The organism is Streptomyces sp. 11x1 (assembly GCF_032598905.1).
GTDB lineage: Bacteria > Actinomycetota > Actinomycetes > Streptomycetales > Streptomycetaceae > Streptomyces.
This window is the reverse complement of the sequence record NZ_CP122458.1, coordinates 3,029,680-3,044,035: the sequence shown is the minus strand read 5'-3', so window position 1 is coordinate 3,044,035 and position 14,356 is coordinate 3,029,680. Positions and strand designations below refer to the sequence as shown.

Below are 14,356 nucleotides of genomic sequence, written 5' to 3'. Positions count from 1 at the left end.
GTGCCGTCCTGGAAGCCAGCGCGGGGGTGCGCCCCTGAAAAGCGACCGGGCCCACCCCTGAAAAGTGGCGGGGCTGCAGGGGGAAAGCGACGAGGCTGCGGGGATGAAAAGCACGGGGCGCAGCCCCTGCTTTTCAGGGGCGCGGGGAACTGCGCGAGGAGCCCCACCGGGCTGGCACACGACAACGCACCCCCAACTTCCGCAGACCTCGACACGCTCCCTCGGTGAAGCTCACCGCCACGGCGGCCGGCAGCACCACCGCCTGCGGACCACAGTCGCTCAGCACCACCGACACCGCCGGCGCACCGATCACGGCGACGTCTCCCCGCAGGCCCTCACGCCACGAAGCGAACATCCTCGCAGTCACCGGCACCGAGGTACTCGCGATCCCATTTGATCGAATCGTCCGTTTTCCTGGCGATCGAGGTAGCTTCGAAGATATGAAAGGCGTACCGAGTCGACGTCGTCTCCTCCTCCGCCTAGTGATCGCGCCGCTCGCCGCGGCGACCCTGGCGGTGCTGGCGGTCGGTGCGCCCGGCGCACACGCGGCCACCGACCTGTCCACGGTGGCCGCGGCCCTGCGCGAGGGCCCCGTCTATGTCGACCCGGCCGCCACCGACCTGCTCTCCTCGACGGACGCCGAGGCCCTCGCGGACAAGATCGAGGACGCGGACGAGCCGATCTTCGTGGCGGTCCTCCCGGCCGGCCACCCCACCGAGGACCTCTTCCAGAACCTCCGCACCGAGACGGGCATCACCGGTCTCTACGCCGTCCGCCTCGGCGACCGCTTCGACGCCCGCGCCGACAGCAGCGTCCTGAGCCAGGACGCCGTCGCCAACCTGGTCACCGCGGTCCAGGGCGCCGGCGATCCGAAGGCCCAGCTCAACGACTTCGTGGACGACGCCCTGCGCAGCAACCCGGGCGGCACGGCCCCGTCGAGCTGGAGCGACGGCGCCGACGCGGGCGTGGACGCCGGCGCCCTGGCGGCGGCGGGCGCGGTCGTGGTCGCGGGCGGCGTCGGCGCGTACGCGCTGGTCCGCCGAGGACGCCGCCGCAAGGAGGAGGAACGCCGCGAGGCGCTGGCCAAGCTCGCCGTGGTGGTCGACGAGGACATCACGGCCTTCGGCGAGGAACTGGAACGCCTGGACTTCCACCCCGCCGAGGCCGGCGCCGACGACGCGATGCGCGCCGACTACGAACGGGCCCTGGACGCCTACGAGAAGGCCAAGTCCCTCATGGCGGCCGCCACCCGCCCCGAGGAGGTCCGCGCGGTGACCCAGACCCTGGAGGACGGCCGCTTCTCCCTGGCCCAGCTCGCCGCCCGCAGAGCGGGCCGCCCCCTGCCGGAGCGCCGCGCCCCCTGCTTCTTCGACCCCCGCCACGGTCCGTCGGTCGCGGACGTCCTGTGGGACCCGGGCGTCGGCACCGCACGCGAGGTGCCGGTCTGCGCCGCCGACCAAGCCCGCCTCGCCGACGGCCAGGACCCCATGATCCGCGAGGTGGAGACGGTCTCCGGCGCCCGCCGCCCGTACTGGGACGCCGGCCCGGCCTACGGCCCCTGGGCGGGCGGCTACTTCGGCGGCGGCATCCTCCCCGGCCTGCTCGTCGGCACCATGCTCGGCAGCATGATGGCCACCCCCTCGTACGCTGCCATGTACGGCTCCGGTTACGGCGACTTCGGCGCGGACCCCGGCTATGGCGGCGGCGACGTCTCGGGCGGCGACTTCGACACGGGCGACTTCACCGGCGGCTTCGGCGGTGGTGACTTCGGCGGAGGGGGCGACTTCGGAGGCGGCGGCGACTTCGGCGGAGGCTTCTGAGAATCGCCCCGGGCCGGGCCCGCCCCGAACGCCGGACCGGCCCGGCCCGGACACACAGACACGAACACGGGCCCGGCGCTGGGAGCCGTCGGGCCCGTGGACGTCGTACGAGGTCATGCGAGGTCGTGCGAGAGACGACGGGCGCTGTCGCGGAGCCTCGTCAGAGAGCCGCCGCGGCCGCCGCGATCTGCGACGCGAAGGTCGACACCTCGCTGTAGACACCGGGGGCGTTGGGCTGGGCGCAGCCTATGCCCCAGCTGACGATGCCGACCTGGATCCACTGGTTGGCGTTGTCCCGGCGGAACATCGGACCGCCGGAGTCGCCCTGGCAGGTGTCGACGCCACCCGCCGCGTACCCGGCGCAGATCTCCTCGGCTGCGATGAGCCCGCCGTAGCCGCTGTAGGAACGACACGTCGCGTCGCTCACGAACGGCACGGTCGCCTTGCGCATGTATCGCTGCTGCGCGCCGCCCTGGGTGGCCGCGCCCCAGCCGGCGACCGTGAAGGTGCCGGAGTTGTACGCGGTGGTCGTGGCGATCTTCAGGGTCGGTAGGTTGATGGGCGAGGCGAGCTTGATGAGCGCCCAGTCCTTGCCGTCGCCGTTGTAGCCGGGGGCCCGGTAGACCTTGGTCGAGCGGACCTGGACCCGGCCGCTGGTGCTCTGGAGGTCCACGACACCGGCCGTGGCCGTGATGCTGGTGTTGTTGCCCGTCGCGCCCACGCAGTGCGCGGCCGTGAGCACGATCTGCTGGGTGTACAGGGAGCCGCCACAGCCCATCGACAACCGGACCATGAACGGGAACTCGCCCTGCGCGGCCCGCGTTCCGCCGACCACCGGCGCCGGCGCGGCCGTCGCCGCCGACACGGGCTGCAGGCTGGCGATCGCGAGCGCGGCGGCACCGACAGCCGCACATCTCTTCAGGGCGGTGATGAGTCGCTTCAACGTGATGCCTTCCGTGGGGGGTTGACATGCGATGAGTCGTTCGATGACACGTACTGCCGAACCGCAGATATGGCATAGGCATGCCAATGAGACGACAGGAAATCGCCTCCGATGGCATGCCCAGGTCAATTTCTGTTGCAGGATTATGAGAACGTCGGCACCGCGCACACAAGAGGTACGAACCAGCCAGCCCGCTTCCCGCCCACGGCCGATCAGCGAACCCTCCCGCGAGAAACGGAGTGCGACGGCGCCGGAGGAGTGCGCACACTGACCTGGTGATCGACACCTCGACCGAGCTCGTACGCGCCCTGATCGCAAGCCAGTTCCCGCAGTGGGGTGACCTCCCGGTCAGAGCCGTCGACCGGCAGGGCTGGGACAACCGGACCTTCCGGCTCGGGGACCGGCTCGCGGTGCGTCTGCCCAGTGCGGAGGGCTATGTGGCCGCCGTGGCCAAGGAGGATCGCTGTCTGCCCGAGCTTGGCCCGGCACGTGCCGTTGCCCGTGCCGGAGCCGGTCGCGGTCGGTGCGCCGGGCGCGGGATACCCGTTCCCGTGGTCGGTGCGGCGCTGGCTCCCGGGGGAGACGGTCGAGGTCGCGACGGGCGTCGACCGGCCGCCGGACGTCACTCGTACTTCCGTGGCTGCCATCCCAGCGTCTACGGCGACGAGGTCGAGGCGGCCCTGGAGCGGCTGGCGGACTCCGTCGACGTCGCGGCCTGCCGGACCGTGGGGGCCGAGGCGCTGACCTCCGCCTGGCCCTCCGCGCCGACCTGGTTCCACGGTGACGTCTCCGTCGGGAACCTGCTGACCACGCAGGGGGCTCTCTCCGCCGTCATCGACTTCGGCTCCTCCGGCGTCGGCGACCCCGCCTGCGACCTCGTGATCGCCTGGAACCACTTCACCGGCGAGGAGCGGAAGGTCTTCCGCGAGGCCGTCGGCCTCCCTGACGACGCCTGGCGACGGGCCCGGGGCTGGGCACTGTGGAAGGCCCTGGTGAGTACGGCGGGACTGTCCAGCCCCGACCCCGAGGGCCGACAGCGCCGCGTGCTCGACCAGGTGCTGGAGGACGCGGTCGTCCAGGGCGTACGGACAAGGCCGAGCCCTCGCCCTCCGACTGCCGCGTGGGCAGTCGGAGGGCGAGGGCTCGGCGGGCGTCGCAGCCGCGTGTCAGAGCGTGTCGGAACCGCGCGGCCGGATCGCCGAAGAGGTCACGCGTTCCGGATCGCCGAGATGTCGAAGGTGAGCTTGATCTTGTCCGACACCAGGACGCCGCCCGTCTCCAGCGCCGCGTTCCAGGTCAGACCCCACTCGGAGCGCAGGATCTCCGCCTTGCCCTCGAAGCCGACGCGCTCGTTGCCGAAGGGGTCCTTGGCGGCGCCGTTGAACTCCAGGTCGATGGTGAGCGGCTTGGTCGTGCCCAGGATGGAGAGATCGCCGGTGATGCGGTAGTCGTCGCCGCCGAGGGCCTCCGCCTTGGTGGAGCGGAAGGTCATGGTCGGGAACTCCTCCGTCCGGAAGAAGTCCGCGCTCTTCAGGTGACCGTCCCGGTCGGCGTTGCCGGTGTCGATGCTCTCCATCTTGACGTCGATGGAGGCGGTGGACAGGGACGGGTCCGTACCGTCCAGGTGCAGGCTGCCGGAGAAGTCCAGGAAGGCGCCCTTGACGTTGGTGACCATGGCGTGGCGGGCCGTGAAACCGATCGTGGTGTGGGACGCGTCGATCGAGTAGTCGCCGGTCAGCGCGGCGAGGTCGGGGTTCACCGCGGAGACGGTCGCCGAGGTGGTGGCGGTGTCGGTGGTCGAGTTGCTGCGGCCGAAGATACCCATGACGTGACTCCTTGAGTGATGTCGTTCAATGTTCAACGAACTGAACACGGCCCACCGTAGACCTATTCCGTTCAATTTTCAACCGTGTCGATTCAGTGATCATTGTGTCACGCGTTGTTGATCCGGTGGCTCCCGAGTGGTACACGGCATGGCCATGACCCCCACACGCCGGACCGTCCTGCTCCTCGCCGCGACCCTGGCGGCCGCGACCGCTCCCGGCCCCGCCCACGCGGCCGAGGAGTACGACACCCTCCGCCGCCGCTGGCTCGCCATCGCGCTCGGCGAGGGCTACGACCCCACCGCCGAGCCCTACGCCACCCGCCTGCGCGAGACCGGCGACCTCGCCCACGCCTTCCGCGCGGCCATGGCGCCCACCGCGAACTCCCTCTGGCCGGGCCACCCCTTCGACCCGCCCGCGGGAATCACCCAGAGCTACAGCCGCCTGTGGACGATGACCCAGGCCTACCTCCAGCCCGGCACCGGCCGTACCGGCGACACCGCCCTCCTCGCGGACGTCCTGCGCGGCCTCGACCACCTCACCGCGACCGTCTACCACCCCGGTACCACCCGCTACGGCAACTGGTGGGAGTGGCAGATCGGCAGCCCGCGCCTCCTGCTGGACATCGTCGCCGCCCTGTACGACGAACTGACCCCCGCCCGCATCGCCGACGCCTGCGCGGCGATCGACCACTTCATCCCCGACGCGATGCTCCGCGACTACAGCGGCACCTCCACCGGCGCCAACCGCGTCGACCTCTGCCGCTCCGTGGCCCTGCGCGGCATCCTCGGCCGCGCCCCCGAGAAGATCGCCCTCGCCCGCGACGCCCTCTCACCCGTCTTCCCGTACGTCACCCGGGGGGACGGCCTCTACGCCGACGGCTCGTTCGTGCAGCACACCTGGGTCGCCTACTCGGGCACGTACGGGCAGGTCCTGCTCGACGGACTGGGCCGGCTCCTCGCGCTGCTGGCCGGGTCGAGCTGGGCGGTCACGGATCCGAACCGGCGGACCGTGCTCGACGGCGTGGAGCGGGCCTTCGCCCCGCTCGTCCTCGACGGACTGGTGATGGACAGCGTCAACGGCCGTGCTGTCAGCCGGGGTTACCTCAAGGGCGACGACCGGCACATCATGCGCAGCGACCACTTCCATGGTCAGGGGATCATCGCCGCGATCGCGCTGCTCGCGCTCGGTGCCGGCCCCGCCGAGCGCGAGCGGTGGCACGGGCGGATCAAGGGGTGGATCGAACGCGACACGGTGACACCGATCCTCACGGCGCGACAGTTCGGTGTCGCGGACCTGGCCCGGCTGCACGCCGTTGCCGCCTCCCCGGTCGCCGCCGCGCCCGAACCCGTCGGCCACCGCCTCTTTCCGGCCATGGACAGAGCCGTCCACCGCCGCCCCGCCTTCACCGTGAACATCGCCATGGCCTCCGACCGCATCGCCCACTACGAGTGCGGCAACGGCGAGAACCCGCGCGGCTGGCACACGGGTTCGGGGACCACCCTGTGGTGGGCCGAGGGGCACGGCGACCAGTACACGAACTGGTTCTGGCCCACCGTCGACTGGTACCGCCTCCCCGGCACCACCGTCTCCACCAAACGGCTCGCCGACCGGGAGGGCGGTGAATGGGGCGCGCCGAAGCCCGCCGTCCGCTGGGTCGGCGGTACGACCGACGGCGAGTACGCGGCCATCGGCCAGCACCTCGCCGGCCTCGGCTCCACGCTCCGGGCCCGCAAGTCGTGGTTCTGCGTCGCGGACGCCGTCATCTGCCTCGGGGCGGGGATCACGTGCGCGGACGGGGCGCCGGTGGAGACGGTGGTCGACAACCGGAACCTGGGGGAGCCGGGGCAGAACGGCGCCACGGCGGCTCCCCAGCCGCTGGTCCGAGGCCGCCGCTGGGCACATCTGGACGGCCACGGCGGCTGGGTCCTCCCCGACGCGCGGTCGGACGGCGCCCTGCGCACCCTCCGCGAGGACCGCACCGGAGCCTGGTCCGACATCAACACCGGCGGTACGACCGAGCGCCGCACCCGGCGCTGGCAGACCCTCTGGCTGGACCACGGCACCGATCCGGTGAACGCCGACTACGCCTATCTGCTCATGCCCGGAGTGTCCCGCCACGCCGTCGAGGCCCGTGCCGCCGACCGGCGCTGGTTGTCGATCTTCACCAACGACAGCACGAGCCAGGCCGTCCACGTCCCCTCGCTCGGGCTGATCGCCGCCAACTTCTGGAGGCCCGGTACGGCGGGCCCGCTCACGGCGTCCGCCGGGGCGAGCGTGCTGGTCCGCCGCCGGGGGAGGAGCGCTACCCTCTGCGTGAGCGAACCGGCGCGCACGGGCGAGCCGGTGGAGATCATCTGGAGTGGCCCGTTCCGTACGGTGACCCGGGCGGACGACCCGGTCGAGGTACTGGAGTCGGCCCCCGGTCGGCTACGGCTCCGCATCACCCCCGGCACGGCCTGCGCCACTCACACCTGTGACCTGATTCTCCCCTGACAGGTCCGAGCCGCCTTTGTGTGACTCCTACAAGCCCCACACCCCCTGAGCAGTCGGTTCGACTGCATGGCGACGAGCTTCTGTTCAGGGGTACCAGGAAAACACGCCGGAGACTGTACGGAGTCGACGGACCGCTTTCCTCGCTCGGCTTCGTAAGGTCACTACATGACCGTTTTGGATGAGGCACCGGGTGAGCCGACGGACGCGCGCGGGCGAGTGGCCGAGCTGCACGAGATTCGTGCCCAGGCGTTGGCCGGCCCCAGCGAGAAGGCGACCGAGGCGCAGCATGCCAAGGGCAAGCTGACCTCCCGGGAGCGCATCGAGCTGCTGCTGGATGCGGGTTCGTTCAACGAGGTCGAGCAGCTGCGCCGGCACCGGGCCACCGGGTTCGGTCTGGAGGCCAAGAAGCCGTACACCGACGGTGTGATCACCGGCTGGGGCACGGTGGAGGGCCGTACGGTCTTCGTCTACGCCCATGACTTCAGGATCTTCGGCGGAGCGCTGGGCGAGGCCCACGCCACGAAGATCCATAAGATCATGGACATGGCCATCGCGGCCGGTGCGCCGCTGGTCTCGCTCAACGACGGCGCGGGCGCCCGGATCCAGGAGGGTGTCTCGGCGCTGGCGGGCTACGGCGGCATCTTCCAGCGCAACACCCGGGCCTCGGGCGTCATCCCGCAGATCTCGGTCATGCTCGGACCCTGCGCCGGTGGCGCGGCATACTCGCCCGCCCTCACGGACTTCGTCTTCATGGTCCGCGAGACCTCGCAGATGTTCATCACCGGCCCGGACGTCGTCAAGGCGGTCACCGGTGAGGAGATCACCCAGAACGGCCTGGGCGGCGCGGACGTGCACGCCGAGACCTCCGGCGTGGCGCACTTCGCCTACGACGACGAGGAGACCTGCATCGCCGAGGTGCGTTACCTGCTGTCGATGCTCCCGCAGAACAACCGGGAGAACCCGCCGCGTGTGGAGTCCTCCGACCCGGTGGACCGCCGCAGCGACGTCCTCCTCGACCTGGTCCCGGCCGACGGCAACCGGCCCTACGACATGACCAAGGTCATCGAGGAGATCGTCGACGACGGCGACTACCTGGAGATCCACGAGCGCTGGGCCCGCAACATCATCTGCGCCCTCGGCCGGCTCGACGGCCAGGTCGTCGGCATCGTCGCCAACCAGCCGCAGTCCCTCGCGGGCGTCCTCGACATCGAGGCCAGCGAGAAGGCCGCGCGCTTCGTGCAGATGTGCGACGCCTTCAACATCCCGATCATCACTCTCCTGGACGTACCCGGCTTCCTCCCGGGCGTCGACCAGGAGCACGGTGGAATCATCCGCCACGGCGCGAAGTTGCTGTACGCCTACTGCAACGCGACCGTGCCCCGGATCTCGCTGATCCTGCGCAAGGCGTACGGAGGTGCCTACATCGTCATGGACAGCCAGTCCATCGGGGCCGACCTCACCTACGCCTGGCCCACCAACGAGATCGCCGTCATGGGTGCCGAGGGCGCCGCCAACGTCATCTTCCGGCGCCAGATCGCCGAGGCCGAGGACCCCGAGGCGATGCGGGTCCGCATGGTCAAGGAGTACAAGGCCGAGCTGATGCACCCCTACTACGCGGCCGAGCGCGGCCTCGTGGACGACGTGATCGACCCCGCGGACACCCGCGCGGTCCTCATCCGCTCTCTGGCGATGCTCCACACCAAGCACGCGGACCTGCCCTCCCGCAAGCACGGCAACCCGCCGCAGTAACCCGCCGGATCCTTCGCGGTACCCCTGCGGAAACCTCATCCACGGAGACTGAATCCATGAAGCTGCCTGATATTCGCGTCGAGAAGGGCCACGCCGAGCCGGAGGAAGTGGCCGCGATCACCGCGCTGCTGCTGGCCCGAGCGGCCGCACGGCCGACCGAGGCCACCCCGGTCCACCGCGGCCGCCTCCGCGCGGGCTGGCGCCGCCTGGAACGCGAGCCGGGTTTCAGGGCGCCGCACAGCTGGCGCTGAGCCTTGGCTTGAAAGGGCCCCTTCCGAAAGGAGGGGGTCCTTTGGCGTGTGGGGTCGGGTGCGGCTCCGGCGGGGCTTCTCGCGCAGTTCCCCGCGCCCCTGAAAAGCCGGGGCTGCGCCCATGCTTTTCAGGCCCGCAGGGCCTGTGTCTTTCAGGGGCGCAGGGAACTGCGCGATCAACCCCCCAACCCGCACCCGACCCACAACGAAGGGGACCCCTCCCGGAACAACAGGAAGGGGTCCCCTTTCGTACTCGGCTGAGCGCCGCAGGCCTACCGCAGGCGAGCCATCAGCGCGTGCTCGACCAGGGTGATCAGGGCCGACTTGGCGTCCGAGCGGTGGCGGGCGTCCGTCGTGATGATCGGGGTGTCCGGGCCGATCTGCAGCGCCTCACGCACCTCGTCCGGGTTGTAAGGCTGCTGCCCGTCGAAGCCGTTCAGGGCGATGACGAAGGGGAGCCCGCTGTTCTCGAAGTAGTCGACGGCCGGGAAGCAGTCGGCGAGACGACGCGTGTCCACCAGGACGATCGCACCGATCGCGCCCCGCACGAGGTCGTCCCACATGAACCAGAAGCGGTCCTGCCCCGGCGTGCCGAAGAGGTACAGGATCAGGTCCTGGTCGAGGGTGATACGGCCGAAGTCCATGGCGACCGTGGTGGTCGTCTTGTCCCCGGTGTGGGTGAGGTCGTCGATGCCCGCGGACGCGGACGTCATCACGGCCTCGGTACGCAGCGGGTTGATCTCCGAGACGGCCCCGACGAACGTGGTCTTGCCCACGCCGAAGCCACCCGCCACCACGATCTTCGCCGAGGTGGTGGAGCGGGAAGGACCGCCGCTAGAGCTTGCGAAGTCCACTGAGCACCCTTTCGAGCAGTGTCACGTCTGGCTGGCCGCCGGCGTTCTCGTCGCCGCCGGGCTGATGGATGGCGACCAGGCCCGCCTCCGCCAAGTCGGCGACGAGGATCCTGGCCACGCCGAGGGGGATGGTCAGCAGCGCCGAGATCTCGGCGACCGACTTGATCTCTCGGCAGAGGTTGCAGATCCGCTGATGCTCGGGCAACTGGCCCTGCATCTGGTGCGGCTGCGCGGTGGTGTGCACCAGCGCCTCGATGGCGAGCTGGTAGCGCGGCCTGGTGCGGCCGCCCGTCATGGCGTACGGGCGCACCAGGGGGTTGTGCGCCGCCCCCGCGGGCGACGGCTCGGGGCTGCGGCGTTGCGGCTGCACGGGCTGGATGCGCGGCGCCGGCGGCTGGTCGTACGGTGAAGGACCGGGGCCCTGCGGTGCGTACGGCTGCTGACGGCTCGGTGCGGAGGGGAAGTTGTACCGGTTCTGGTCACCCTGGCCCGGCCCCTGACCAGGGTAGGACCAGTTGCCCGACGATGAACCGCCTGGTGGTGTTGCCACGTTCTCTCCTCCTCCGACTGTGCTGGCATCCATGGCTCATTGGAAGCCGCGTCCCGAAACCTTACGGCCCCGGGACGCCAAAACGCACCGTCTGACTGTTAGTTGAGCAGGCTGCCCTGGAGCTCCGCACGAAGATCGGGCGTCAGGACCGTACCGGCACGATCCACCAGAAGCGCCATCTCGTACCCGATGAGACCGATGTCGGCTTCCGGATGTGCGAGTACGGCGAGCGAGGAACCGTCGGAAATGGACATGATGAACAGGAATCCCCGCTCCATCTCCACGACCGTCTGATTGACGCTGCCACCTTCGAAAATGCGGGAGGCACCCGCGGTCAGAGAGGTCAGACCCGACGCGACGGCCGCCAGCTGGTCGGCACGGTCGCGGGGAAACCCTTCGGACATCGCCAGAAGGAGTCCGTCGGCGGAGACCACCACCGTGTGCGACACCCCGGGGGTGTTGTCCACGAAATTGGTGATCAACCAGTTCAGGTTCTGTGCCGCCTGGCTCATCGGGCTCACACTAACGCTCCTGGTTGTAGGTGCTGTCAGGACCGAAGCCCTGGCCGTTCGTTTCACTGCCTGCGTTGCGCCCACGCTGGACACCTCGGCGCAGGTTGCTCAGTCTGCCCCGGACGTCCTCGGGAGCGCGGGAGATCTGTGGACCTCCCTGCGGGGTCGTCTGGGCGGCTCCCTCGACCAGGTTGGCCTTGGGCACCCGCCGCGGCAGACCGGAGGAGGTGACCCCGCCTGCCTTGGGCTTCTTCAGCTGGGAGGCCTGCTGCCAGCGCTCGTCGTTGGCCGAGCGCCAGTCGCCGTTCGGTCCCCCGGCCGTCGGCTGGTCCTGGGCCACTTCCTGCCGTCCGGTCGCGGCGCCCGCGCTCGTGCCGCCCGCGCTCGCGGTGGAGCCGCGGCGGGGAAGGCCGGCGTCGGTCAGCGTGTGGCCGGCGGAAGGGGTGGATCCCGGACGGTCGAAGCCTACGCGGTCCGGCTCCTTCACGTCAGCGGCCTGCGCAGATTCCGGTTCCGGAGCGTACTCGGAGCGGTACGAGCTCTGGTAGTCCTGCTGCTGCGGCCAGTCGTCCTGATAGGACTGCTCTTCGAAGCCCGCGTACGTCTCCGGGGCGTTCGCGGCGGTTGCCGCGTGCTCCTCCTGGACGGACTCCGCATAGGCGGGCTCAGGATAACCGCCGGTAGCGGTGAACGTGTCGTTCCCGCCCGGCAGGTGCCCGTTGCCGTTCGCCACGCCGTTGTTCTGGTCGAAGTACGCCTCGTCGTACGACGGCTGCTGCGGCTCCTCGTACGCCGTCTGCTGGTCGTAGGACCGCTGCGGGTCCACGTACGCGCTCGCGCCGTTGTCGTAGGACGGCTCGGGCGACTGGAAGTCGTCGCCGTAGCGCGGTGCCTCGGCCCCGGGCAGCTGCGGGCTCTGGTGCGCCTGGGACTCCAGGGCCGCCCGACGCTCCTCACGCATCAAGGAACGGCCCACGGGGTCCAGGTCGCGGATGTCGTCCGGAACCTCGTACCGGCTGTCGTCGAAGCCCAGCTCGGCGGCGGTCCGCATCGGGGCGATGCCCGGCTGCTGGAACGAGTGCTGCTCCGGGATGATCTGCGAGACCGTGAACTCGTCGCCCTGCGGCTGGTGCTGCTCGCCACCGCCACCGTGGGTGATGACGTCGGGCAGCATGACCAGCGAGGTCGTACCGGCCTGCTCGCCCGAGGGGCGGAGCTGGACCCGGATGCCGTGCCGGTCGGACAGCCGGCCGACCACGAACAGACCCATGCGCTGCGAGATCGCGGCGTCCACGGTGGGCGGGTTGGCCAGCTTGTGGTTGATGTCCGCGAAGTCCTCGGCGGTGAGGCCGATGCCCTTGTCGTGGATCTCGATCATCACGCGGCCGTCGGGGAGACGGGTCGCGGTGACGCGGACCTTGGTCTGCGGGGAGGAGAACGTGGTGGCGTTCTCCAGGAGCTCGGCCAGCAGGTGCACGAGGTCGGTCACGGCGCGGCCGTGGATCTCGGCCTCCGGGACGCCGGAGAGCTCGATGCGCTCGTACTGCTCGACCTCGGAGGAGGCGGCGCGCAGCACGTCGATCAGCGGGACCGGCTGGTCCCAGCGACGGCCGGGCTCCTCGCCGGCGAGAACAAGGAGGTTCTCACCGTTGCGGCGCATACGGGTCGCCAGGTGGTCCAGCTTGAAGAGGTTCTCCAACTGGTCCGGGTCGGCCTCGTTGTTCTCCAGGTCGGTGATCAGGGTCAGCTGGCCCTCGATCAGCGACTGGTTGCGGCGCGAGAGGTTGGTGAAGATGGCGTTGATGTTGCCCCGCAGCAGGGCCTGCTCGGCGGCGAGCCGGACGGCCTCGCGGTGGACCTGGTCGAAGGCGCGGGCGACTTCGCCGATCTCGTCCGTGGTGTTGATGGGGATCGGCGCGACCCGCGTGTCGACGCGGCCGGGGTCGGTGCGCGAGAGCTGGTCGACCAGCATCGGCAGACGCTGCTCGGCGATGCCGAAGGCGGCGTTGCGCAGCTGGCGCATCGAGCGGCTCATCTGGCGGGCCATGATCCCGGCGATGATGAACGCGGCGAGCAGGGCGACGATGACGATGGCGCCGTTGATGTAGGCGTCGCGCTGGGCGTCGGAGGCGATCTGGCCGGCCTCGGACACCGCCCTGTTGATCAGCTCGGTCTCGACCTCGCTGTAGCCCTCGAACTTCAGCGTGGAGGCCGCCATCCAGTTCTGGTAGGTGACGCCCTGCTTGGCGAGGTCCGCGGGGGAGGCGCCGCTGCCGATCGCCTGGACCATCTTCAGCATGGTGTCCGGCGGCGCGACGTAGTCCGGGTCCTTCGCGGCGGCCTCGGCCGCCTGCTTCTTGCCCTCTTCGGTCTTCTGCGCCATGACGGACTCGAGCCGCGCGGCGTCGGCCTCGGTGCCGCCGGAGATGTACTCCTGCACGGCGATGTTCTCCAGGTACGCGTACGAGGTGAACGCGGTGACCTGCTGACGGAAGACCCTCTCGTCCTCGCTGGGCCGGACCAGCAGGTGGGTGCCGATCGAGCGCTGCAGAGAGGCGGCGCCCTTGGCGAGCGTGACCGCGTAGACCGTACGACCGTACGCGGTGATGTTGCCGGTACCGAGGCCGAGCTCGTTGGAGAACTCCGCCAGGAGGTGCTCGACGGTGACGTAGCCCTCTTCGGTCTGTACCGGGTCGGCGGCCCGGGTGAAGGCCGTCTGCCGGAGTTTCTCCAGCGACGGCTCGGCCTCCTCGACCAGGCGCAGACGGCGCTCCAGGCCCTGCCCGGCGGGCATCCCGACGACCTCGGCGTGGAAGGCATCCGCCTTCTCGTCGGTGAAGGCGCGGGCGTCCTTGACGACCTCGCTGTCCCGGTCGCCGTCCAGTAGCGGCTGGGCGGAGAGGTCACGCTCGTTGAGCAGCGCCTCGGCGTAGATGCCGGCGGCGGCCACGATCTTGGCGACCTTCTCGGCGTCCTTGGCCTCCTGCCAGGTGTCGATCGAGCCCTTCACCTGGAAGCCGCCCATGACCAGGCCGACCAGCACGGGTATGAGGAGGATCGCGTTGAGGCGAGTGGGTACACGCCAGTTGCGGGGGGAGAGACGACTGCCGCTGGGCGCGGGAGCTGCCGTCGGCTCCGGTCCGGTCACTTGTGCGGGTGCCGCTCCGCGCGGCGGCGGGGTGAAGTTGCCCCGCGCCGACGGCTCGGGACCTTTCTTGCTTCGCCTCACTCGACCAACAACCTCTCGGCGCCGGCACCTACGTCGTGCCGCGGGTGACTCCACGCCCTAGTACGTCTTTGACTAATGGGCAGTTCAGGCATTCCAGCACGTCACGCTGAGGACTTCCAAACACTGGGA

The 14,356-nt window shown here is 70.2% G+C and carries 11 protein-coding genes and 1 pseudogene; 6 read left to right on the top strand and 6 right to left on the bottom strand.

Annotated features, from left to right (window positions below; all coding sequences use genetic code 11):
- The first annotated feature begins 440 nt into the window (after positions 1-440).
- Positions 441-1,820, top strand: coding sequence for a hypothetical protein (locus P8T65_RS13205; RefSeq protein ID WP_316725619.1), 1,380 nt, complete (start codon positions 441-443; stop codon positions 1,818-1,820).
- A gap of 160 nt (positions 1,821-1,980) precedes the next feature.
- Here the strand turns inward: P8T65_RS13205 and P8T65_RS13200 are convergent, their stop codons facing one another.
- The gene (locus P8T65_RS13200; protein ID WP_316725618.1) at positions 1,981-2,763 is read right to left on the bottom strand and encodes a serine protease; all 783 of its coding nucleotides are present in this window, start codon (positions 2,761-2,763) and stop codon (positions 1,981-1,983) included.
- Between the two features lie 435 nt (positions 2,764-3,198).
- Here P8T65_RS13200 and P8T65_RS47250 point away from each other — a divergent pair, with 435 nt between their 5' ends.
- Positions 3,199-3,507, top strand: coding sequence for a phosphotransferase (locus P8T65_RS47250; RefSeq protein WP_399098845.1), 309 nt, complete (start codon positions 3,199-3,201; stop codon positions 3,505-3,507).
- Positions 3,489-3,677, top strand: a pseudogene (locus P8T65_RS47245) (phosphotransferase); the annotation flags it as partial. The gene P8T65_RS47250 and the pseudogene P8T65_RS47245, both read left to right, overlap by 19 nt.
- A 293-nt stretch (positions 3,678-3,970) precedes the next feature.
- On the opposite strand, the gene P8T65_RS13190 reads toward P8T65_RS47245, so the two are convergent.
- Complete coding sequence (locus P8T65_RS13190) at positions 3,971-4,588, bottom strand: YceI family protein (RefSeq protein ID WP_316725616.1); 618 nt, start codon at positions 4,586-4,588, stop codon at positions 3,971-3,973.
- 148 nt (positions 4,589-4,736) lie between these two features.
- On the opposite strand from P8T65_RS13190, the gene P8T65_RS13185 reads away from it, so the two are divergent.
- The 3 genes from P8T65_RS13185 to P8T65_RS13175 all read left to right on the top strand — a co-directional run bounded on the left by P8T65_RS13185 (position 4,737) and on the right by P8T65_RS13175 (position 9,082).
- Entirely contained in the window at positions 4,737-7,082 is a 2,346-nt protein-coding gene (locus tag P8T65_RS13185; protein WP_399098843.1) for a polysaccharide lyase 8 family protein, read from the top strand.
- 165 nt (positions 7,083-7,247) lie between these two features.
- The gene (locus P8T65_RS13180) at positions 7,248-8,831 is read left to right on the top strand and encodes an acyl-CoA carboxylase subunit beta (RefSeq protein ID WP_316725614.1); all 1,584 of its coding nucleotides are present in this window, start codon (positions 7,248-7,250) and stop codon (positions 8,829-8,831) included.
- Positions 8,832-8,887: 56 nt separating this feature from the next.
- Positions 8,888-9,082: an acyl-CoA carboxylase epsilon subunit gene (locus tag P8T65_RS13175; protein ID WP_230220678.1), complete on the top strand. Its 195-nt coding sequence runs from the start codon at positions 8,888-8,890 to the stop codon at positions 9,080-9,082.
- A gap of 272 nt (positions 9,083-9,354) precedes the next feature.
- Here the strand turns inward: P8T65_RS13175 and P8T65_RS13170 are convergent, their stop codons facing one another.
- From P8T65_RS13170 to P8T65_RS13155, 4 genes are all read right to left on the bottom strand, one after another.
- A complete protein-coding gene (locus P8T65_RS13170) occupies positions 9,355-9,936 on the bottom strand; it encodes an ATP/GTP-binding protein (RefSeq protein WP_013000463.1) in 582 nt (193 codons plus the stop codon).
- On the bottom strand, positions 9,917-10,486 hold the full coding sequence (locus P8T65_RS13165) for a DUF742 domain-containing protein (RefSeq protein ID WP_230220680.1): 570 nt from the start codon (positions 10,484-10,486) through the stop codon (positions 9,917-9,919). The genes P8T65_RS13170 and P8T65_RS13165 overlap by 20 nt, the downstream gene beginning before the upstream one ends.
- Before the next feature lie 98 nt (positions 10,487-10,584).
- The gene (locus P8T65_RS13160) at positions 10,585-10,998 is read right to left on the bottom strand and encodes a roadblock/LC7 domain-containing protein (RefSeq protein WP_004983065.1); all 414 of its coding nucleotides are present in this window, start codon (positions 10,996-10,998) and stop codon (positions 10,585-10,587) included.
- 10 nt (positions 10,999-11,008) lie between these two features.
- Positions 11,009-14,227, bottom strand: a complete 3,219-nt coding sequence (locus tag P8T65_RS13155; RefSeq protein ID WP_316725613.1) for a nitrate- and nitrite sensing domain-containing protein — start codon at positions 14,225-14,227, stop codon at positions 11,009-11,011.
- Positions 14,228-14,356: the final 129 nt, after the last annotated feature.

Bases quoted from the DNA above. Each gene is read 5' to 3' on its own strand.
- P8T65_RS13205 (WP_316725619.1), top strand. From the start codon at position 441: ATGAAAGGCGTACCGAGTCGACGTCGTCTCCTCCTCCGCCTAGTGATC.
- P8T65_RS47250 (WP_399098845.1), top strand. From the start codon at position 3,199: ATGTGGCCGCCGTGGCCAAGGAGGATCGCTGTCTGCCCGAGCTTGGCC.
- P8T65_RS13190 (WP_316725616.1), bottom strand. From the start codon at position 4,588: ATGGGTATCTTCGGCCGCAGCAACTCGACCACCGACACCGCCACCACC.
- P8T65_RS13185 (WP_399098843.1), top strand. From the start codon at position 4,737: ATGGCCATGACCCCCACACGCCGGACCGTCCTGCTCCTCGCCGCGACC.
- P8T65_RS13180 (WP_316725614.1), top strand. From the start codon at position 7,248: ATGACCGTTTTGGATGAGGCACCGGGTGAGCCGACGGACGCGCGCGGG.
- P8T65_RS13175 (WP_230220678.1), top strand. From the start codon at position 8,888: ATGAAGCTGCCTGATATTCGCGTCGAGAAGGGCCACGCCGAGCCGGAG.
- P8T65_RS13160 (WP_004983065.1), bottom strand. From the start codon at position 10,998: ATGAGCCAGGCGGCACAGAACCTGAACTGGTTGATCACCAATTTCGTG.